Source organism: bacterium (genome assembly GCA_035530055.1).
Lineage (GTDB): Bacteria > UBA6262 > WVXT01 > WVXT01 > WVXT01 > WVXT01.
In genome coordinates this window covers 1-20,722 of record DATKVN010000019.1, presented here as the reverse complement: position 1 = coordinate 20,722, position 20,722 = coordinate 1, and the positions used below count along the sequence as shown (strand labels likewise).

Annotated in this window: 21 protein-coding genes; 20 read left to right on the top strand and 1 reads right to left on the bottom strand. The window is 41.7% G+C overall.

Translation table 11 applies throughout. The annotated features are described in order from the left end of the window. Positions 1 to 288 (bottom strand): 30S ribosomal protein S20, encoded by a 288-nt coding sequence (rpsT, locus tag VMW39_02055; GenBank protein HUW22803.1) that lies wholly within the window; start codon positions 286 to 288, stop codon positions 1 to 3. A 191-nt stretch (positions 289 to 479) separates the two neighbouring features. Here rpsT and murJ point away from each other — a divergent pair, with 191 nt between their 5' ends. The 20 genes from murJ to VMW39_01955 all read left to right on the top strand — a co-directional run bounded on the left by murJ (position 480) and on the right by VMW39_01955 (position 20,637). Then, positions 480 to 2,123 (top strand): murein biosynthesis integral membrane protein MurJ, encoded by a 1,644-nt coding sequence (gene murJ / locus VMW39_02050; protein ID HUW22802.1) that lies wholly within the window; start codon positions 480 to 482, stop codon positions 2,121 to 2,123. After that, positions 2,113 to 3,432 carry an excinuclease ABC subunit UvrC gene (locus tag VMW39_02045; GenBank protein HUW22801.1) on the top strand — a complete coding sequence of 440 codons (1,320 nt, stop codon included), beginning with the start codon at positions 2,113 to 2,115 and terminating at the stop codon, positions 3,430 to 3,432. Before murJ ends, VMW39_02045 begins: the two co-directional genes overlap by 11 nt. 70 nt (positions 3,433 to 3,502) lie before the next feature. Continuing rightward, positions 3,503 to 5,359 (top strand): DUF6056 family protein, encoded by a 1,857-nt coding sequence (locus VMW39_02040; GenBank protein ID HUW22800.1) that lies wholly within the window; start codon positions 3,503 to 3,505, stop codon positions 5,357 to 5,359. A 230-nt stretch (positions 5,360 to 5,589) separates the two neighbouring features. Continuing rightward, positions 5,590 to 5,799 (top strand): hypothetical protein, encoded by a 210-nt coding sequence (locus VMW39_02035; protein ID HUW22799.1) that lies wholly within the window; start codon positions 5,590 to 5,592, stop codon positions 5,797 to 5,799. 31 nt (positions 5,800 to 5,830) lie between these two features. After that, the gene (locus VMW39_02030) at positions 5,831 to 7,204 is read left to right on the top strand and encodes a TldD/PmbA family protein (GenBank protein ID HUW22798.1); all 1,374 of its coding nucleotides are present in this window, start codon (positions 5,831 to 5,833) and stop codon (positions 7,202 to 7,204) included. A 2-nt stretch (positions 7,205 to 7,206) separates the two neighbouring features. Next, the gene (locus VMW39_02025; GenBank protein HUW22797.1) at positions 7,207 to 8,070 is read left to right on the top strand and encodes a shikimate dehydrogenase; all 864 of its coding nucleotides are present in this window, start codon (positions 7,207 to 7,209) and stop codon (positions 8,068 to 8,070) included. After that, positions 8,064 to 8,288 (top strand): hypothetical protein, encoded by a 225-nt coding sequence (locus tag VMW39_02020; protein ID HUW22796.1) that lies wholly within the window; start codon positions 8,064 to 8,066, stop codon positions 8,286 to 8,288. Before VMW39_02025 ends, VMW39_02020 begins: the two co-directional genes overlap by 7 nt. 26 nt (positions 8,289 to 8,314) lie before the next feature. After that, entirely contained in the window at positions 8,315 to 9,478 is a 1,164-nt protein-coding gene (gene aroC, locus VMW39_02015; protein HUW22795.1) for a chorismate synthase, read from the top strand. A 14-nt stretch (positions 9,479 to 9,492) separates the two neighbouring features. Beyond that, positions 9,493 to 10,299, top strand: coding sequence for a rhomboid family intramembrane serine protease (locus VMW39_02010; GenBank protein ID HUW22794.1), 807 nt, complete (start codon positions 9,493 to 9,495; stop codon positions 10,297 to 10,299). Positions 10,300 to 10,452: 153 nt separating this feature from the next. Beyond that, positions 10,453 to 11,064: a TetR/AcrR family transcriptional regulator gene (locus tag VMW39_02005; GenBank protein ID HUW22793.1), complete on the top strand. Its 612-nt coding sequence runs from the start codon at positions 10,453 to 10,455 to the stop codon at positions 11,062 to 11,064. Continuing rightward, a complete protein-coding gene (locus VMW39_02000) occupies positions 11,061 to 12,365 on the top strand; it encodes a TolC family protein (GenBank protein ID HUW22792.1) in 1,305 nt (434 codons plus the stop codon). The genes VMW39_02005 and VMW39_02000 overlap by 4 nt, the downstream gene beginning before the upstream one ends. 52 nt (positions 12,366 to 12,417) lie before the next feature. Further along, positions 12,418 to 13,320: an efflux RND transporter periplasmic adaptor subunit gene (locus VMW39_01995; protein ID HUW22791.1), complete on the top strand. Its 903-nt coding sequence runs from the start codon at positions 12,418 to 12,420 to the stop codon at positions 13,318 to 13,320. After that, the gene (locus VMW39_01990) at positions 13,317 to 16,424 is read left to right on the top strand and encodes an efflux RND transporter permease subunit (protein ID HUW22790.1); all 3,108 of its coding nucleotides are present in this window, start codon (positions 13,317 to 13,319) and stop codon (positions 16,422 to 16,424) included. Before VMW39_01995 ends, VMW39_01990 begins: the two co-directional genes overlap by 4 nt. Further along, positions 16,421 to 16,711 (top strand): hypothetical protein, encoded by a 291-nt coding sequence (locus tag VMW39_01985; protein HUW22789.1) that lies wholly within the window; start codon positions 16,421 to 16,423, stop codon positions 16,709 to 16,711. Before VMW39_01990 ends, VMW39_01985 begins: the two co-directional genes overlap by 4 nt. A 191-nt stretch (positions 16,712 to 16,902) precedes the next feature. Next, positions 16,903 to 17,409, top strand: coding sequence for a DUF2284 domain-containing protein (locus VMW39_01980; protein ID HUW22788.1), 507 nt, complete (start codon positions 16,903 to 16,905; stop codon positions 17,407 to 17,409). Positions 17,410 to 17,506: 97 nt separating this feature from the next. After that, positions 17,507 to 18,730: a hypothetical protein gene (locus VMW39_01975; protein ID HUW22787.1), complete on the top strand. Its 1,224-nt coding sequence runs from the start codon at positions 17,507 to 17,509 to the stop codon at positions 18,728 to 18,730. A gap of 240 nt (positions 18,731 to 18,970) precedes the next feature. After that, a complete protein-coding gene (locus tag VMW39_01970) occupies positions 18,971 to 19,159 on the top strand; it encodes a ferredoxin (protein ID HUW22786.1) in 189 nt (62 codons plus the stop codon). Positions 19,160 to 19,342: 183 nt separating this feature from the next. Then, positions 19,343 to 19,759 carry a secondary thiamine-phosphate synthase enzyme YjbQ gene (locus tag VMW39_01965; GenBank protein ID HUW22785.1) on the top strand — a complete coding sequence of 139 codons (417 nt, stop codon included), beginning with the start codon at positions 19,343 to 19,345 and terminating at the stop codon, positions 19,757 to 19,759. Positions 19,760 to 19,795: 36 nt separating this feature from the next. Then, positions 19,796 to 20,122: a peptide chain release factor-like protein gene (locus VMW39_01960; protein HUW22784.1), complete on the top strand. Its 327-nt coding sequence runs from the start codon at positions 19,796 to 19,798 to the stop codon at positions 20,120 to 20,122. A gap of 53 nt (positions 20,123 to 20,175) precedes the next feature. Continuing rightward, positions 20,176 to 20,637, top strand: coding sequence for a zinc ribbon domain-containing protein (locus VMW39_01955; GenBank protein ID HUW22783.1), 462 nt, complete (start codon positions 20,176 to 20,178; stop codon positions 20,635 to 20,637). Positions 20,638 to 20,722: the final 85 nt, after the last annotated feature.

Here is a 20,722-nt window from a genome sequence, read left to right as displayed (position 1 = left end):
TTACTTTTTTTCTTTTAAGGTATTGATCTTTTTTGCTAATCTTGACTTTTTTCTGGAGGCTCTTCTTTTAGGTATGATATTCTTACTGGCAGCCTTATCTAACTCTTTCATAGCTTGTAAAAAGATTTTTTTTGCTTCTTCGGGTTTACCCTGAACGACTGCCGTCTCTACTTTTTTAGCTATTGTCCTGATTTTTGTCTTAACGGCGACATTCCTGAGATGCCTTTTCTTATCCTGCCTTTGTGATTTAAGTGCTTGAGTGTGTCGTCCAGATTTTAGTTTAACCATTAGCGAGATCTCCTGACTCGTAGCTTGAGAGTAATAGCTTTGATATATGATCATGTCACTGCGAGCGACTGAAAGGAGCGTGGCAGTCGGGAGATTGCTTCGGTCGCTTCGCTCTCTCGCAATGACAGTTGATCTAAAATACCATATTGAGAAGCGAAAGTCAAGAACAATCTTTATTTAGGAGAAAGGGATTGGAGAGGGAAGGAAAAATCACTAGGTCGGTTGCTGGTGTTAGCGTTTCTACCCTGGCATCTCGGATTCTTGGCTATCTAAGAGACATGCTTATAGCTAATTTTTTTGGTGCTGGTTTGGTAGCCGACGCCTTTTTTGTTGCTTATCGCATTCCCAATCTTCTCCGTCGGCTTCTTGGAGAAGGGGCGCTCTCCGCATCCTTTATTCCTGTGTTTACCGAATATTTAACTACCAAACCTAAGGAAGAAGCACAGAGACTGGCAAGAATTTCGGGCCTGCTACTTTTGGCCATCTTATCTATTTTGACAATTCTGGGAATTATCTTTTCTCCTATAATTGTCCGCGTGATTGCTCCGGGTTTCATTAAGGATCCGCAAAAACTCTCCTTAACCATTACTCTTACCCGTATCCTTTTTCCTTTCATGATGGCAATAGGTATGGCGGCTTTAGCTTTGGGAATATTGAACTCTCTTCACAGGTTTATTATTCCTGCCCTGGCTCCCTCTCTGCTCAGTATTTCTGAAATTTTCTTTATTTTGTTTATATGTCCATTAATGGAACGACCAATAATTGGACTTGTTTTGGGGGTTCTGGTTGGGGGGTTTGCCCAGTTCTTCTTTCAGGTACCCTCTTTAGTAAAGAAAGGTTTTCTTTTGCCAGCAGGGAGGAGTTACAGTAATCCCCGTCTAAAGCTGATGGACTATCCTCAGAATCTCCTGAAGAACTGGAATGTCCTGTGGAAAAGATGGACTTCCATCTTAAATCATCCGGGAGTGAAGAGAATAGGGCTGTTGATGCTTCCAGCGACTCTGGGATTATCTGTATCCCAGGTGAATACCTTTGTGGATACAATTTGCGCTACACTACTTAGAGAAGGAAGTGTTACCGCTCTATATTATGCAAATCGCCTGATGCAACTTCCTTTAGCTCTGTTTGGGACAGCGATAGCAACCGTTGCCTTGCCCATGATGTCTCGCTCAGTGGCAGCTACCAACATGGAAGAACTAAAGGATACTCTATCGTTATCACTTAGAATGATAATGTTTACTATTATTCCTGCTTCACTGGGACTGATTATTTTAGGAAGTCCCATAATCTCTCTTCTATTTGAAAGGGGAAGATTTACATCCCAAGCTACCCAGGCCACCAGCTGGGCGCTCTTATTCTATTCAACTGGAATAGTGGCCTATGCGGGAGTAAAGGTGGTAGCATCTGCATTCTATTCCATGCAGGATACCCGGACGCCAGTAAGAATAGCCTCCATTGCTATGGTGGCAAACATAGTTCTGAATCTGATCTTAATGCGTATTCTGGATGTAGGCGGGCTTGCTTTCGCTACTGCCATTGCTTCCTTTATTAATTTGTTAATCCTTCTATACTATCTAAGAAAGAGGATTGGCAGGTTGGGAGGGAAGAAAGTATTACTTTCGCTTGCTAAAATTCTAGTTGCCTCATCAGCTATGGGAATAGCCTGCATATATTTCTCCCGATTATTAGGCCAGATTAACAAGTTGATACAAGTGGCTGGTACTATTCTGATTTGTGTAATTATCTACATTTTGGTAGCGCATCTTTTGCGTTGTGATGAGATTAAATATGTATGGAAGATAATTACGCGAAAGGAATCGACAAATGAAGTTTGAGGGAAAACTCGCTTCTCTACCTGATGTACCAGGAATATATATGATGAAGGACATTACTGGCAGAGTTATTTATGTGGGCAAAGCAAAATCGATTAGAAAGAGAATTCCTGCATATTTTCAATCCCCGAGCACTTACTCTCCAAGAACTTTTGCTTTAATTTCGAATGTGCGAGACCTCCAGTACATTGTAACCCGAAACGAAAAAGAAGCTTTGATATTAGAAAACGAGTTAATAAAATACTTCCATCCCAAATATAATATAGCCTTAAGAGATGATAAAACTTATCCTCACCTCAAGTTGACCATTGATGAGGATTTTCCTAAATTGGTGATGGCGCGGATCTCAAAAAAGGAGAGGGTGAAGCACAGAATGCCTGGGATAAAATATTTTGGTCCTTATCCCGATGTCTCTTCACTCAAGAGGACACTTAAGACAATCCAGAGGATATTCCCTCTGGTTAAATGTAGTAAGAGCTTCTTTCTGGCTCGACGAAAAGAGGGTAACCCCAGTAGTTGCTTGGATTTCCATCTGGGACAGTGCCTGGCACCTTGTGTGGAGTGGATAAGCAAGGAAGATTACAGGAAAATAGTGGAGAAAGTCGTCCTGTTTCTCTCGGGAAAGGGAGAGAGTCTTTTGAAAAAGCTGAAAGAAGAGATGAAAGGGGCATCCAGGCAACTCGACTTTGAGAAGGCAAAAATCTTTCGAGACCAGATAGGAGCAATACAGTCCATTTCCCAAAGGGTTAATTTGCGACAAGTAGAGAAACAGAAATTAAAGGCTGCTGGAAAGGGTGAGATTTTAATTGAGCTTCAAAAAGCAATAGAGTTGGAAAACTTACCGGAAAGGATAGAGGCTTTCGATATATCCGATATTTATGGAGACTCGGCTGTGGGGTCTATGGTCGTCTTTTCCGGTGGAAAGCCTGAAAATAAATCTTATAGGAAATTTAAGATAAAAATGGTCACAGGAATTGATGATGTAGGTATGATGAAAGAGGTAATCCACCGAAGGTATACGAGGTTGATAAAAGAAAAAGGATTGTTGCCAGATTTGATTCTGGTTGATGGAGGGAAAGGGCAAGTGAATGGGGCTAAAGGAGTTCTTAATGAGCTGGGACTGGGGACTATTCCCGTGGTTGGACTTGCTAAGGGAGAAGAGTTAATATTTCTGCCTCAACGTTCCCGTCCGATTCGCCTTCCCTTCAGCTCACCTGTTCTACATCTCATCCAGCATATACGAGACGAAGCTCACCGCTTTGCTATCAGGTACCACAGGTTACTACGAAAGAAAAAACTCATCGGAAAGTAAGGATACTTGAATAAGTAGAGCGGTTTGATTTACAGTCTTTGATAGTGGACGGACAAAAAGTGAGTTATTTATGAAAGAGCAAAACAACACAATAATATCTAACTGGTGGGAGAAAAATGAAAAAATAATTTTGATTATAATAGGAATTCTTGCATTTTTTTCTTTTATAAATACTTTTCAAAATCCATTCGTCTGGGACGATCCAGGACGTATTGTAGAAAACGGGTATATAAAACGATTAGATAATCTTTCGTTACTTTTCAGTTCGAAATATCTGTCATATTTCCGTGAGACAACTTACCGGCCTCTTTATACATTAACATTGTTCTTAAATTACCATTTCTTTAAGTTAAATGTATATGGTTGGAGAATTTTTAATATTTTTGTCCACATATTAAATACAATCTTAATCTATTTTCTCATTAGATATATATTCAAGAATAGAACAATCTCGTCCATTACAGCATTGATTTTTGCAATACATCCTATACATACCGAGGCAGTTAATGTGGTGGTTTACCGGACGGAATTACTTGCCTGTCTATTTTTTCTAGGGTCATTCTTTTTGTATTTAAAGAGTATAAGGAATATAAAAATTAAAAAAGGGTTTTATTTACTTTCTATTTTTATGTTTATTTTAGCTCTGTGTTCAAAAGAAATGGCGGCTTCCTTGCCTTTGATTATAGTTTTGTATATTTATTTCTTTTCACAGCAAAAAGAAAGAAAAAAACTGCTTGTTTCAGTCCTTCCTTTTTTTCTCATAGTTCTTATATGGATCGTAATAGCCCGCGGGTTTGAACTACCAGGCAAATTTGTTGGCAAGCATGAACTTTATTATGGAAGTCCATTTGGTAGTAAGTTACATTTAAGGGTTTTGTCCTACATGGGGCCTTCTATTTTGCGATACATCTGGGTGTCTTTTTTACCCCTAAATTTGGTTTTAATATATCCTCATCAGATAATAGGTTATATTCCAGCTCCAATGGAATTTTTTTCAGTTTTAATCTTAGTTGCAATTTTAATTTTTGCCCTTAAAATGAAAAAATTTTCTAAAGAAACCAGCTTTTCAATCTTTTATTTTTTTATAAGCCTCCTACCTGTATCGCAGATTATACCTTTAAGTGTAATTTATGGGGAACGCTGGTTATATATCCCATCTCTAGGATTTTGTTTGCTTGTAGCATTTTTGCTTAAGAGACTATTTTTTGACAAGAATTTAAAGAAAATAGGGACATTACTTCTTGTTTCCATTACCTGTTTTTATTTTTTTGTAACTTTCGCAAGGAATAGAGACTGGAAAGATGAAGTAACTTTATTAGAAAAAAATGTAAATATTTATCCCCAATCAATGGACGCACGCCTTCAGTTGGCTGAAAACTACATTAGAAAAAAAGATTATGAAAAAGCATTATATCATATCGCAGCGGCATATAAGATGTATCCAAATCTTTCTAAGCCATACTTCTCCTTGGCTAAGTACTACGCTGAAAAAGGCCCATATAATGAAGCTATAAAGACCTTTTCAAACCTCTTAAGAGATTTTCCAGATGAGTGTAAAAACAATGCTGATTTTTACTATTACTTTGGTATGGCTTACGCCAAAGGAAAATTGTATGATGAGGCAATTTCTCATTATAAGAAAGTTTTGGCTCTAAGACCTTTAAGACCGTACAATAGAACGATTTATAACAGTCTGGGCAATGCCTATTTCCATAAAAATGAATTTTCAAAAGCCACTGAGAGCTATAAAGATTCTTTAAATATTGACCCTGACTGGATTGTTCCCTATCATAATCTTACAATAGTCTATAAGAGAACGGGCAAATTAAAGGAATTTGCCAGATATTTTACCAAGGCAGTCAGTTTAGATTCTACTTATAAGGGAGTTCTAAGAGAACCTGGAACGTTGCAAATAAAGCAGAAGTAAATAGAAAAATAGTAGATTTCAATGTTTGCAATAAGCCATAGGTTTGCATAGGGATTTTGTAAATGGATAAGATGAATATTGAATGGTTAAAGGGTAAGCCTAATTTCTATTTTAGATATAAACGCCAGCCAGGGCTCTTCTAAAATAAGTCTGTCTAAAATAAGTCTGTTGACAAAGCATTGGTTTTATGGTAATTTTAGTTAAAATTAACATAAATGAGGAGGTTTAATTTGAGACTATTAGAGGTCTTGATAGGTCTTTTTTTTCTCATTATCAGTTTGGGTTATCTCTACCGGCCAACAATTATAATAAGGGTTAACGATTGGGGCCGAAAGTATCTGTTTAACGATCAACTATTGATAACCCACCGTAAGAAAATAGGTGTGGTCCTTTTAATCATTTCCATCATTTTTCTCTATGGTGGATTTGTAAGGAAATAATATTTTAATGTTTAAGTAAAAAGGATTCAATGTGGACTATTCAAAAATAGGCGAGGAGATAATCGAGCGAGTTTGCCGTTCGAAGGGAGAAGAAGCTGAAGTTTATATAAAGACATTTCGGGCAATCGGTATTGATGTTTCCGAGCAGAAACTGGAAAATTTTAATACCCCGTATAGTTCTGGAATTGGCTTAAGAATCTTTTCTAAAAACAGGATGGGTTTTGCTTATACTACTGGTTTTGACCGGGAGAGTATTGAGAGGTTAATTCAGCAGGCTAAGAATAATGCCTTAAACGCTACTCCCGATGAGTGCAACTCTTTGCCCCAAGTCAGCAGGCAAAAAAAGTCGAATAGGTTTTTATATGAAGATTTATATGACCAAGAGTTGACTAAAATTCCCGTGGGAATAAAAATCGACAAAATTAAAGAGATGGAAAAGAAGGCTCTTGCTTACGATGAGAGGGTAAAAAGAGTACTTAGGACATCCTATAGTGATAGCCAGCAGGAAATATTTATCTTCAATTCGAAAGGACTGAAAGCAGGTTATAGAGGTACCCACTGTTCTTGTGGCCTGATTGCTGTGGCTGAGGCTAAAATGTTTCTGAGGGAGAGAAGTAAAGAGATTCAGCTTGGCTCCGATTTTGCTGAGAAGAGGAAGTTTGAAGAGCTCCATTTCAAGAAGCTTGCTGAAAATGCAGCCCGTCGGGCTGTCTCTCTTTTGGGAGCGAAGAGGCTAAAAACTCAGAGGGCATCTATCGTTTTAGAACCGCTGGTGGTTTCCAGTTTTCTCAGGTTTATCGCCAGAGGTCTTGGCGCCGACTCTGTACAGAAGAAAAAGTCTCCATTTGCAAAAAAGAGAGGAAAGAGGATTGCCAATAAGATTGTCAATATTATTGATGATGGCACCTTGAGAGGAGGAGTAGCTACCTTTCCCTTCGATGACGAAGGTATACCGAAAAGAAGGACAGTTCTGGTTAAGGATGGCATACTTTCTACATTCCTTTACGATTCCTATACTGCGAGAAAGGATAAAGTTGCCTCAACCGGCAATGCTTCCAGGAGCTCTTTTAAGGCTTTACCCTCTGTGGGGATCACCAATTTCTTTCTGGAGAAAGGAAGGACCAAAAGGGAGGAATTGATTGCCAGTATAGATAAAGGGCTCTATGTAATGGAGACTATGGGAATGCACACAGCAGACCCTGTCTCGGGAGATTTTTCCGTGGGAGTTAGTGGATTATGGATAGATAAAGGAAAGTTTTCCTTTCCTGTCCACGGAGTCACCATAGCAGGCAATGTTCTCGACCTTTTGAATTCCATCGACGCCATTGGCGATGACTTAGAATTTTATGGAAGTTTAGGTTCTCCTACCATAAGAATCTCCAATCTTCTTATTAGTGGTGAGTAAAGATGAAACCATCTGGTTCTACGAAAATTGTGAAATTGATTGGCTATCCGGTAGAGCATTCGAGAAGCCCACTTATGCACAATGCTGCTTTCCAATCCCTGGGGCTCGATTTTGTATATCTCCTCTTTTCGGTAAAGCCCTCTCATTTGAAGGAAGCAGTAACGGGTTTAAGGGCATCAAATGTCGCGGGGGCAAATGTAACCATCCCCTATAAAGAAGAAGTTATGAAATACCTGGATGAAATCACGCCCGAAGCTAAATTAATTGGTGCTGTAAACACGATTCATAATCGAGAGGGAAAACTTATAGGTTATAATACGGATGGTCAGGGTTTCATCACATCTTTACTCACCGATGGCAAAGTAAAACTCGAAGGTCAGAAGGTTTTTCTGATCGGTGCAGGAGGGGCAGGAAAGGCAGTAGCTGTAAAATTGGCTGAGAGGGGAGTGGAGAGACTGGTTATTACTGATAAGATAGTGGAAAGGGCAGAAACTCTGGTAGGGAGACTTCGAGAAAACATTCCCGATTGTCCAGTCTATGCCCTCTTTCCCGATGATAAGGAATTTGCAAAAACCCTCTTGGGAAGCACCCTTCTCGTCAATGCCACGTCAATGGGCATGAAGAAAGGAGATCCCTGTGTGGTTGACCCTGAGTATCTCCATAAAGACCTTTTTATTTATGATGTGGTTTATAATAGAGAAACTCCATTAATTGAAGCAGCAAAAAAAAGAGGATTAAAAGCTCTGGGCGGAATAGGAATGTTGATACATCAGGGAGCAGCCTCATTTGAAATCTGGACAGGTCAGAAGGCACCTATAGAAGTAATGAGAAATAAAATTCTTGAAGAGCTTTTAGGGCAATGCTAAAAGTAAAATGTTATTCTGATTATAAAGCTAACCAAAGACCTATCAGTTTTACCATTAACAACAGAGAATTTCTCATCAAGGAAATAATCGATCAATGGTATAGCCCGGGTTGTCTCTATTTCAAAGTAAGAGACAAGGATAAACACATTTATATCTTAAAATATGATCAAGAAAAAGACTTATGGGAGCTCGAATTCTTTAAGAAAGAAAGGGAATAGATAAAAACTTTCAATGGAGGGCGCTTATGTTCCGTTATGTTACCTCTGGTGAGTCTCATGGGAAATGTTTGCATGCGATACTTGAAGGGATACCTTCAGGATTAAAATTGAGAGAGGAAGAGATTAATAAAGAACTTGCCCGGCGACAGAGAGGCTTCGGCCGGGGCGAGAGAATGCAAAAGATTGAGAAAGATAGAGTGGAAGTTACTTCTGGCTTACGCTGGGGAGAAACTATCGGTAGCCCCATTACTATGACCATAATTAACAAAGACTGGGAAAACTGGAAAAAATTGATGTCTATTTATGCCTCAGATAAAAAGATGGAAGGGAGGATGGTTCGTCCCCGACCAGGTCATGCCGACCTGGCTGGTGCCCTGAAGTATGGCCGTGAGGATTTAAGGGATATCCTGGAAAGGGCCTCTGCTCGGGAAACTGCTGCCAGAGTAGCAGTGGGAGCTGTGTGCAAAAGGCTCCTGGCCGAGTTCGCCATCAAAGTGGTGAGTATGACTGAAGAGATTGGTGGTATCCAGGCCGGAATTTCAAAATTAAGTCCAGAACAGATAGAAAAAGCGAGTGAGTCATCTCCAGTTCGCTGTCCGGATAAGGGCGCGGAAAAAAAGATGGTAGAAGCAATTAAAAAAGCAGAGAAATCAGGAGATACCCTGGGGGGAGTGTTCACCGTGTTAGTTATTAATCCTCCACTAGGGCTGGGGAGCCATACGCAGTGGGATTTAAGGCTTGATGGCAGGCTGGCTCAGGCATTGATGTCCATTCCCGCAGTGAAGGGAGTGGAAATTGGTGAAGGATTTGTCATTGCCAGAAAACCTGGCTCTAAGGTACACGATGAGATTTTCTATGAAGCAGGTAAGGGTTACTACCGAAAGACTAATAATTCTGGTGGAATTGAGGGCGGAATAAGTAATGGAGAAAATATTATCACCCGGGTAGCAATGAAGCCACTCTCTTCATTGAAGAAACCCCTCAAGTCGGTAGATATGATTACAAAGAAAGAGGTTGCCGCTGAGGTCGTCAGAGCCGATATCTGCGCTGTTCCTTCAGCCAGCGTAATTGGAGAGGCAGTAGTCGCTTTAGAGATAGTCCGGGCAATGAGAGAGAAGTTTGGCGGTGATTCTCTCAAAGAGATGAAATCGAACTTCGAGCGTTATATAGAAGAGCTTAAAAATCGTTAATCTTTTGAACCAAAATGGCTTACAGATATTATCAACAACCTTTATTCTCCCGTCGATGGGGCAGGGCGATAAAATGGCTAATAATCGCCAATGTTTCTGTATACATAATTCAGATGTTTGTAGGAAGAAATTTTCTGTACATTTTTGGTTTAGTCCCTTACCGGGTGGTGAAGAGTTTATGGCTCTGGCAAATAATCACCCACATGTTTCTTCACGGGGGACTATTCCACCTGTTAATAAATCTATTTGTCCTGTGGATGTTTGGAAAACCGATAGAGAGAGAATGGGGAACTAAATCCTTCCTTAAGTACTATTTTACCTGTGGTTTAGGAGCTGGCTTTTTTATCTTCATCACTTCACTAAATTCCAGAATCCCAGTTGTAGGAGCTTCAGGGGCAATCTACGGAATTCTCGTCGCATTTGCAATGCTATATCCCGATTCTATAATTTATCTATACTTCCTCTTTCCTATCAAAGCAAAACATTTTGTTATTCTGATTGGAGCTGTTGCCTTGTTGGCTGGGATTTCAAGGGGGAGGTCTAACATTGCCCATTTTGGTCATCTTGGCGGTTTATTAGTAGGTTATGTATATTTAAAGTTTCCCCTCTGGAAATATCGTTTTCATCCAGAAAGACTATTTACATTCTTACGGCTGCCAAAAATCAGTTTAAAAAGAAAGAAAAAATACGAAACTAAATCTTACAAAATTGAAGAGAGAATTAATCAAATTCTTGACAAGATTCTGCTACATGGTGTTGATAGTTTAACGGCAGAAGAGAAAAAAATCATGGACGAATACTCACGCAAGGAAAAGCAGTAAATCATCCTCTCTTAACCCATCTGTAAGTCCTACCTAAAAAAGTACCTGTCACTTTTTTCTTTTTAAAATGTACTTGACAAATACCGAGAAGTGGTATAATATTAAACCAACAGGTCGGGTTATCGACCGAACAGTCCATTCCCGGAGGGCGGAATGAAAAGAGAGGAAAGGAAAGAGAAAGAAAAAGAGGCCAAAATAGAAGGGATTCTATCCGCAGCCAAAAGAGTCTTTTCCCGTAAAGGATATGAAGCAACTACTGTGAAGGATATTGCTTTAGAAGCTGGCTTTGGAAAGGCTAGCCTCTATTTCTATTTCAAGAGAAAAGAGGAGGTCTTCTTGAGCCTCATCAAAGAGGGACTAGAGGGACAAAGAAAATTGCTTAAAGAGATAATGAATAGCCAACTCTCCAATGGGGAAAGATTGGAAGCAGTCGTCTCCAAAATGTTTGAATACGTTGGAGAAAATAGAGAGTTCATGCGAATTGTACATTCCGAGTCCCAAAAGCTATACGCCACTACTTTGAGGGAAGTTCGTTCTTATATTATAAAAGAGCACAGAAAGACGATGGAAGGAATAGCCTCGATAGTTCAAGAGGGGATAAAGTCCGGGGAATTCAGGAAAGTTGAGCCAACCCTGGCAGCAGCCTCCTTTATGGGGATAATTAGGTCAGTGATCTTCGACTGGTTAGTTAAGGATGAGAAAAATCCTCCGGATAGATACAAGCTTATGGTAATGGACATTTTTCTTAAGGGGATTAGCAAATGATTCACGTCCGGGTTAAAGTAATTTCAAGCGTCATTATTCTTCTCGCCTGCCTCTCATCCTTGCCTTCCTGGGCTGAGGAGATAAAGGAACTGACCTTGGAGAAAAGTATAGAAATTGCTCTGGAGGGAAATAAAAAGATCCTGGCGGCAAAAGAGAGACTGGGAGTAGCTAAGGGAGAATTGATTGTGGCCAGAGCTGGATTCTTGCCTACACTTTCTCTTGGGGGCAACTATCTTCGGCTGGGTGAGGGGCAGAAAATATCAATCGGGGGAGGAAATGACGTTGTCGTTAGGGGCCAGGATACGTATACTGCTACGGCAACGATTGAACAGCCTATCTTCACCTGGGGAAGAATCAAGAATAGCTACAGACAGGCCAGTTCAAATCAGAGGATAAGCGAGGAAGATTATAGAAAAGAAAAGAATCTTCTTAAATTCCAGGTAACCGAGTCTTTTTATAATCTCATCCTGGCCGGAGAACTCCTGAACCTTTCCCAGGAATCCTATGCTCAGATGGAGAGACATCTCCTGCAGGTAGAGGAGCGTTATGAGAATGGGTTAGCTTCTAAATTTGACCTCCTGCGAGCCAGAGTTGAGCTTGCCAACCTTAAACCTCAATTGATCAGGTCAAGGAACAGTCTGACCCTGGCTGAAAACCGCTTCAAGTCATTGCTTGGATTTCCTTCCCGGACAGAAGTGAGACCTCAAGGGGAACTCAAATACGAAGCAACGGAGATAGAGCTTTCCCTGGCCATAGAGGAGGCTCTAAGAAATAGACCGGAAATAATCTCCTTAAAAGAACAGGAAAACATCGCTCTCGCCCAGGTCCGCTTGGCGAGTGCCTCCAATAAGCCACTCCTTTCAACCATTTATAACTATCAGTTTCAGAAGCCTTACCACTGGAAAGATGAGTGGGGGAAGGAATGGAATGCCATGGTAGTTCTGCAGTTTCCGATTTTCAGCGGGTTTTCCACAAAGGGAAAAGTACTTCAGTCCCGATCGCAATTCAAAGAGGTGAAGTATAACTTAGAAGGCAAAAATGAAGAGATTGAACTTGAGGTAAGAGAAATATACCTTAATCTTCGCCAGGAAGAAGAGACAATTATTTCTCAGCGGGAAAATGTGGGCCAGGCTGAAGAGGCGATGCGCATTGCTGAAAAAAGGTATACTGGCGGACTGATAACTAACTTAGAATTCATGGATAGTCAGCTGGCAATGACAGAGGCCAAAACAGCTTACTTGCAGGCTCTGGCAAATTATCAAATAGCAAAGGCAAAACTTGAAAAAGCAATGGGCAGGTGATTTTAGTCTGGAAGAGATTAATCAAAAATAGCGGAATATTAGGGAGGATTAGATGGGAAGAAAAGTTATCTGGATAGTAATCATTGTTCTTATCATTGGAATAGGCTATCGAGTAATCACAAGGAAAGAAAACGTAGATAAAAAGATGAGGGATGTTGGTGAAGGCCTTGTCCCAGTAGCTATCCAGGAAGTGAAGTCGGGAGATTTAGAACTGATTCTCTCTTTTGTCGGAGACATCAAGGGAGAGGACCAGGTGACCGTCTATTCTGAAGCCACGGGCAGGCTTTCTCGGTATCTAGTAGAGGAAGGAAGCTGGGTAAAAAAGGACCAGGTCATAGCTTTAGTTGACCGGGCAGTCACTGGCATGGAGTTTGAGGAAGCAAAAGTGAAATCGCCTTTGAGCGGAACCGTGGGGCGTCTTTACCTTGACAAAGGAAGTACGATCGGGCTGGAAACCCCGGTAGCGCTAATTGCCAGGATGGACCGGGTTAAAGTGGAATTCAGTATTCCGGAAAAAGATATGGTGAAGGTTTCTAAAGGAAAACAAGCAAGGGTTAGAGTTGACGCTTATCCTGATAGAACCTTTAATGGAAAACTAACGCGCCTTAGCCCTGTTGTCGACCCCATCACCCGTAGCGCCTACGCCGAAATTACTCTTCCCAATCCTCATCACAGCTTGAAGCCAGGAATGTTTGCTGAGATAGACATTGTTGTAGTTTCCTCAAAAGGGGCTGTGGTAGTACCGAAGGATGCGATATTGGAGGAACCCAATTCAGGGAGTTCGTTCGTCTTTGTTGTTGCAGGCGGAAGCGCTATGAAAAAAGTGGTAGAAACAGGCATATCTCAACAGGGACTGGTGGAAGTAAAATCTGGACTCAATTTTGGTGAGAAAATGGTCGTTACCGGCCAACACTACCTTAAAGATGGGGATAGAGTGGAGGTTGTGGAGCAATGAGCCTTTTCGAATCAGCAATCAAAAGAGCCGTAACATATACGATGGTGTTCATCGCTATTGGTGTCTTAGGAATAGTTTCACTTCTAAGATTAAAACCCGAACTTTTGCCCGATATCACCTTTCCCACAGCAGCGGTCATAGTTAACTATAGCGGGGTCGGCCCGGAGGATATTGAGACGTTGATTGTCCGTCCCGTAGAGGAATCTGTGGCCACAATAAACCGTGTAAAGGAAATACGCTCTACCTGCCGCGAGGGAGTTGGCACAACAATCATAGATTTTGAATGGGGCACAGACATGGACGTGGCTGTCTCTGACATAAGGGAAAGGGTAAGCCTTGTTAAACACCAGCTTCCCGAGGACGCAGAGGAGCCCATAATATTCAAATTTGACCCGTCGATGATGCCCATTCTCTTTGTTGGACTTTCGGGAGATTTGAGCTCTGATCAGATGAGGGAGATTGCCGAGGATAAAGTCGAGCCCAGACTGGAAAGGATAGATGGCGTGGCCGTGGCTGACACGCACGGCGGGCTGGAAAGGGAGATTCAGGTTCGGCTTGACCGCAGGCGAATGGAGGCCTTTGGGCTTTCCATTGAAAAGGTGGTAGGCGCTGTCAGGGACGAAAACCTTAATCTGCCCGGTGGGGACATAAAAGAGGAACGTACCGAATATCTCATAAGGACGTTAGGTGAGTTTCGTTCGGTCGACGAAATTGAAAATATTGTTGTGGCTACAAGAGAAACCACGCCTATCTATCTCCGTGACGTGGCTGTGGTTGAGGACAGTTTCAAGGAAAGAGAGAGAGAAATGAGGCTGAACGGCAAGCCTTCCGTACTGGTTCTTATCCAGAAGCGCACCCAGGCTAATACAGTGGAGACTGCCGCTAGGGTAAAAGAAGAGATAAGTCGCTTGAATAGAGAGCTTCCCGGAGGAGTGCGCATTGAAATAATTATGGACCAGTCTGAGTTTATCAAGAAGTCAATAATAAATTTGTCAAATGTTGCCGTTCAGGGGGGGATTCTTGCAGTGCTTGTATTGCTCTTTTTCCTCCGTTCTTTGAGGACCACTATTATCATCGCTCTTTCTATTCCCTTTTCCATAGTTGCCTGTTTTGTTGCTCTCGATTTCGCCGGGTTGACGCTCAATATGATGTCTCTGGGAGGGTTGGCCTTAGCAGTGGGACTTCTCGTGGATAATTCTATTGTTGTTCTGGAGAACATCTTCCGGCACCGGCAAGAAGGAGAGCCAGCAAAAGAGGGTGCCATATGGGGAACCAGGGAAGTCGCTATGCCTATTGTAGCATCCACACTCACCACAATTGCTGTATTTCTTCCCATATTTTTCGTTCCCGGGATTGCCGGCGTGTTGTTCAGAGAGCAAGCTCTTACCGTTACTCTTTCCCTCACAGTCTCATTATTTGTCGCCATGACTCTAATTCCGCTTCTTGCCTCCAGACTTATTGTCGTCAGGGCCGATAATCCATCTGGAAAAATGACGTCTAAGATTTACCGTCTAGTCGGTAACTGGTTCGACCGGCTGCAAAATAGATACGAGAAACTCCTGAACTGGTGTCTGGATCATAGAAAGTTGACGATAATGGCTGTGGGAGGGCTTTTTCTTATCAGTCTTACGCTTGTGTGGCCTCTGCACCTTGTGGGGACAGAATTTATGCCCAAACTTGACCAGGGAAGAATAGAAATAAATCTGGAGCTTCCCGTTGGTTCGCGGCTGGAAGCTACGGAAGAGGTGGTCAATAAAGTGGAGAAGATAGTACAGTCGAATACTCCTGAATTAGAGTACGTTCGTTCCAGAATCGGAACGGGTATGGGCTTCGGCGGTGGACGCGCTGGCGCTCATACTGCCCAGGTTGCTCTGGAGCTGGTTGATTTGAAAGAGAGAAAGAGGTCACAGTGGGAAATTATGGCTATGCTGAGAGAGAAACTAAAGAATATTCCCGGGGTAAGGATGAATCTTGGCGGGGGCCGCGGCGGGAGGATGATGATGGGCTTGGCAGGTAGCCCGATTTCTATAGAAATATATGGATACGATTTCGCAAAGGCTAAAGAGCTTTCCCAGCAGGTCAAGGAAATTGTGCAAGGCGCGCCTGGCGCAGTCGATGTGGAGACTGACTTTGAGGAAGCAAAGCCGGAATTCCAGATATACGTAGACCGAAAACGCGCCTCAGCTCTTGGACTGAACGTTTCCTCTATCGCTAATACCATACAGTCCAGTATCTACGGCGAAGTGGCAACTCAATTTCGCGAGAGAGGGGAAGAGTACCCGATTCTGGTAAGACTTAAGGAGAGCGACAGAAAAGATATAGAAGATATTAAGAATATACCAATCTTTACTTCTCAGGGTAAGAGGATTCCCTTGGGCACTCTTGTCGAAATGAGACCGGCAAAGGGACCCGTAACAATAAATAGGAAAATGCAAGAGCGGCTGATAACCGTGAGTGCAGATTATGAGGGAAGAGACCTGGGAGCTGTCGTCAGGGATATTAGCGGGAAGTTGAAAAACATTGTGGTTCCCCGGGACTTTTCCATAGTAATGGCAGGCGAAGCAAAGGAACAGAGAGAATCTTTTATGTGGTTGGGAATAGCACTTCTGGGAGCTATTTTCCTGGTATACATGGTTATGGCCAGCCAGTTCGAATCTTTGCTTGACCCTTTTATCGTTATGTTCACTTTTCCTCTTGCAATCATCGGGGTGGTCTGGCTTCTTTTCTTCTCCCATACCACCTTCAACATTATTGCCTTTATTGGGGTAATCATGCTTTCAGGCATCGCGGTCAATAATGGCATCGTGCTTGTGGATTATATCAATCTCCTCAGGGCACGGGGACTGGAGCTCAGACAGGCCATAATTCAAGGAGGAAGGACTAGAATTCGCCCTGTTTTGATGACTGCTTTAACTACTATTCTGGCAATGAGCCCTATGGCTTTAGGAATCGGTGAGGGCGCTGAACTCCGTTTTCCCTTAGCCAGAGCCGTAGTGGGAGGACTTATCGTGGCAACATTTTTTACGTTGGTGTTCATCCCGGTGCTCTATTCTATTTTTGAAACTCGCATCGCCAGAAGAAAGAATGCAAGGAGCAGGCGATGAAACTCATCTTTCTCGTCTATAATGTTGTAATTGAAAGCAAAGTGATGGAAGAATTAGAAAAAGCAAAGGTCAAAGCCTACACTAAACTACCTTCCATCCATGGCGCTGGTACCCATTCCGTTCCCCACCTGGATACTCACGTCTGGCCGGAGGTGAATCACGGACTATTTATTGCTGTCGAAGAAGAAAAGAAAGATGAAGTATTAAACAGAATGAAAGAGCTGAAATCTATCTACAAGAAAGAGGGCCTAAAGGTATTCGTCCTTCCACTGGAGGAAGTTGTTTAGGCCCACCTCTTCCGGATGAGTTTTTCCTTCCCAAACATCTAAGAGAATATTTCCCAACTGATTACTACATTTTTCTTGACTTTTTGGTCAAAAAAACACTAATATACATATTTGAATATTCATTCTAAATAGACCTTCAGTGGTCGAGAGAGATTTGCCTGTTAATCTTAAATTACTTTCTGGTGGAGAGCATGGAGAAAGATCTTCAGTCTTTATGTAAATTTGCCAAAAAATCGGGAGCGGTTAATGCCAAAGTAATCTCCGTTGACACTGTTGTCACTGCTCCCTGGGTAAGGCTGAAGTGCCAGTACGGATGCGACGGTTACGGAGAATGTCTTACCTGCCCTCCGTATTCGCCCACGCCGGAGAAAACCAGGGAAGTACTGAAACAATTCAGGAAGGCAATTTTAATCCATGGTGATGACTATACGGATATCAGGGGAATAGTGGCCAAGTTAGAAAGGAAAGCATTTCTTTCAGGCTATTATAAAGCCTATGGCATGGGGGCAGGGCCATGCGATCTATGTAATACGTGTAACGTTAATAAAACCTGCAAGAAACCATATGAAGCAAGGCCTTCAATGGAAGCGTCCGGGATAGATGTTTACCAGACTGCCAGAAACAATGGCTACAAGATAGAAGTGCTCAAGAGCGACGATTGTAAAGGCAACTATTTTGGACTTGTTCTGATACTTTAAAAAGTTCTGAAAAAATGTTTTCATCGCTCAAGTTCCGGTTGGAAAAAAGGGGACATAAATTTCAAGTATTCCAAAATTAGCCATAATTTCGGCTGTAATGCTCTTTTCCCGTTTGGCATACGCTTTTGAGCCTACTCTGAGCGGGTTCTTTGAAGCGGGAAACAGAAGCACAAAAGAAGCCATTGAAGCAGAAAAGACCCTAGCCTACGATTACGCCAAATATTATTTGAGATATGACTACCCAATTAGAAAACCGCTCAATCTGAAGCTTGTCTACAATTCCTATACTAAGAAATATGAAGACAGGAGAGATTTAAATAATAATACGATATCGATCAAAAGCTACTGGGATTACTCTCTCTTTACCAAAAAGGATTCCAGCCTGAAATTGGACTTAGACTTAGGCTGGCGGGAGAAGAGATACAAAGAAAAAGATATATATACCAACAGTCAGTGGCTGTTAAAGTTAAAGTCTACTTACAGGATTGAAGATTTATGGAGTCTCTCGGGAGAGCTGGGGTATAAAAACTATGACTACTTCCTGAGCGAAGGGAAAGACAGGAGGGAGTTCTCCGAAAGAGTGGAAGGCAAGAAATATTTCTACGATAGGAGGCTTCAATTTCTCGCGCTTCTCAATTTCCGTCAGACAGATTTTAACTCTCAGTCGGATACAAATCAATTTATCTACGGCCTGGGCGTAAAAGTAAGGCCTAAATTTAGCTTCTTATCAGAATTGGCAGGGACGATAGAAGAAGGAAAGAAATATACGGATGAAGACGAAGATATAGAGGAAGAACAGGAAGGCGACTACTATTTTAAATACCGCAGGTGGTGGCTGAAAACAGAACATCCTGTCCGGGAAAGGATGTATACGGTTCTAAAATATACTGATTATGATAAGAATTATACAACTGCTGATTATGATTACCACTGGTATGAAATAGAAAATCGGTGGAGGTATCTATTATTAAAAGACAATATCAACAGGTTATCTCTTATCTTCAGTTATCTCCACCGGGAAACAGACTATTCCCAAAGTAATATTTCAAGTTATGACAAAGACTCAGTGGAAATGCAAGCCCAATATTCCCGGAAAAATAATTGGAAGGCCCAGCTAAAATTCGGGGTGAGCTTTTACGATTATACTATCGGAAGAGAAAGGGATAAGACTAATTATTCCCTGGGCATTCAGTTTGAGAAAGAGATTATCACCCGCAAATTAGCTTTGGCGACGGAATATAAGTGGAAATTGAAAGACTATGAATTAAAGCCTAATGTGACCCAGAACGCAGGGAGAGTTTCCATAGATTATAAGTTTTAGGTCAAATGAAACCCAGACTTATGGAGCGTAGTGAACATAAGTCTGTTGGTTGAATTTGACCCAGCCCTAATTTTACTACAATGCCTAAGATCGGAATAAACAGGCTTTTGTTTAACAACATCCTTTATGTTCGATATCAAGCCTTATTAGTAAAATTAGGGCTGGGTTTAATTCGCTCATACAACCCACACACTCAGCAAACTGGGTGTGGGGTTGTGAGCTCATTAAAGGAGGGTGGAAATGAAAGCAACTGTTGACAAGGAATTGTGTACTGGCTGTGGAGTCTGCACTGATACTTGTCCGGAAGTGTTTGTGCTCGATGATGATACAGCCAAGGTCATTGTGAACGAAGTTCCTGAAGGAGCAAAAGAATCCTGTAAGGAAGCTGCCGAAAGCTGTCCCGTTGACGCAATAAGTATCGAGGAATAGGTAAACAACTGTTTTAGGGTGTCGCAAAAATAGTTTGCATCCCGATTTTCAATCGGGAAATCTGTGCCTATAACCATTTGCTGGAGTGTCAAGCGAAAGCTTGACCAGGGTGAAACTTTCGTTTCACACTCCAGACATTTGTAGGTCCCGATGACTCGGGACAAAATGGGAGGTATAACTCTTATGAAATCTTATACGGAACACCTTTGGTTTAATACAAAAAATAGGCGCGAATTCATAAACATAACTCCGCAGGTTGAAGAAGCTGTGAGAAAAAGCGGGGTGAAAGAAGGTCTTTGCCTTGTCAATGCCATGCACATTACGGCAAGCGTATTTATTAATGATGATGAAAGTGGTTTACATCAGGATTTCAGTGAATGGCTGGAAAAATTTGCTCCCTATGGAAAAGAAAAGTATAAGCACAATTTGGCCGGAGAAGATAATGGAGATGCTCATTTGAAACGGACTATTATGGGCAGGGAGGTAGTGGTTGCCATAACCAAGGGGAAATTAGATTTTGGACCATGGGAACAGATTTTTTATGGGGAATTTGACGGTCAAAGAAGAAAAAGAGTTCTAATCAAGATTATAGGTGAGTAGAGGAATGGTGGACTACAATTCACTGTAGGAACAGGTATGAGACACAAAATTCGAGACATCAGGATAGAATATTATAGGAGCAGGGGACCAGGCGGTCAAAGGAAGAATAAGAAGGAAACAGCGGTTCGAATCCGCCATATTCCCACAGGGATAACAGCAATTGCCACTGAGTCTCGTTCCCAGGCGAGAAATCGACAGCTTGCTCTGAAAAGACTTAACGAGAGATTGGAACGGTTAAAAAGGAAAAAGAAACGAAGAATTCCCACTAAAATATCAGTTTCGACAAAGGAGCGAATCCTCAAAGAGAAGCGGTTAAGGTCTGAAAAAAAGAAACTGCGACATAAAATAATAGTAGAAGGGTGAATTGATAAATCATCTTAATTCCGGTTAGAAAAGTATGATTCTGGAGGGAAACTATGTGGTTTGTTGTCTGGGTTGGCTTGGCAGTTCTGATTGGTTATTATTATAAACAGAAGGGGCTAAATAGCGTTCTCGGCTTTTTGTTAAGTCTTTTTGCCAGTCCTCTTATTGCCTTTATTGTCGGGGCACTACTTTCTCCGGAATCGAGAGTTTTTGAGAAATCGAAGAAGTGCCCACAATGTGCAGAGTTTGTCAAAGCTGGAGCGAAGATCTGCCGATTCTGTAATTACGAGTTTAAAGAAGAAGAGATGAAACCCGAAAGACCATTGACTGAAGAGGAGTGGCTGGAACAGGGGATGAGGAAGAAGAAGCAGAAGAAATTGAATCTGTTTTTCTTTGGTATTTCCGTTTTGGGAACTATAATTGCATTTTTATTGATATGGGCTTTTATTAACCGTCAGGTAGAGAGCACTAAAAGAACTGATATGATGAGAGGAAAAATCGAAGAGAGAAGGTGAAAGGGAACATCGATAATTCGTTGGTAGGAAACGGGGCGATTGGTAAGGTTCCTGTCTATTTCTCCAAGGAAATTGGATGCAAATT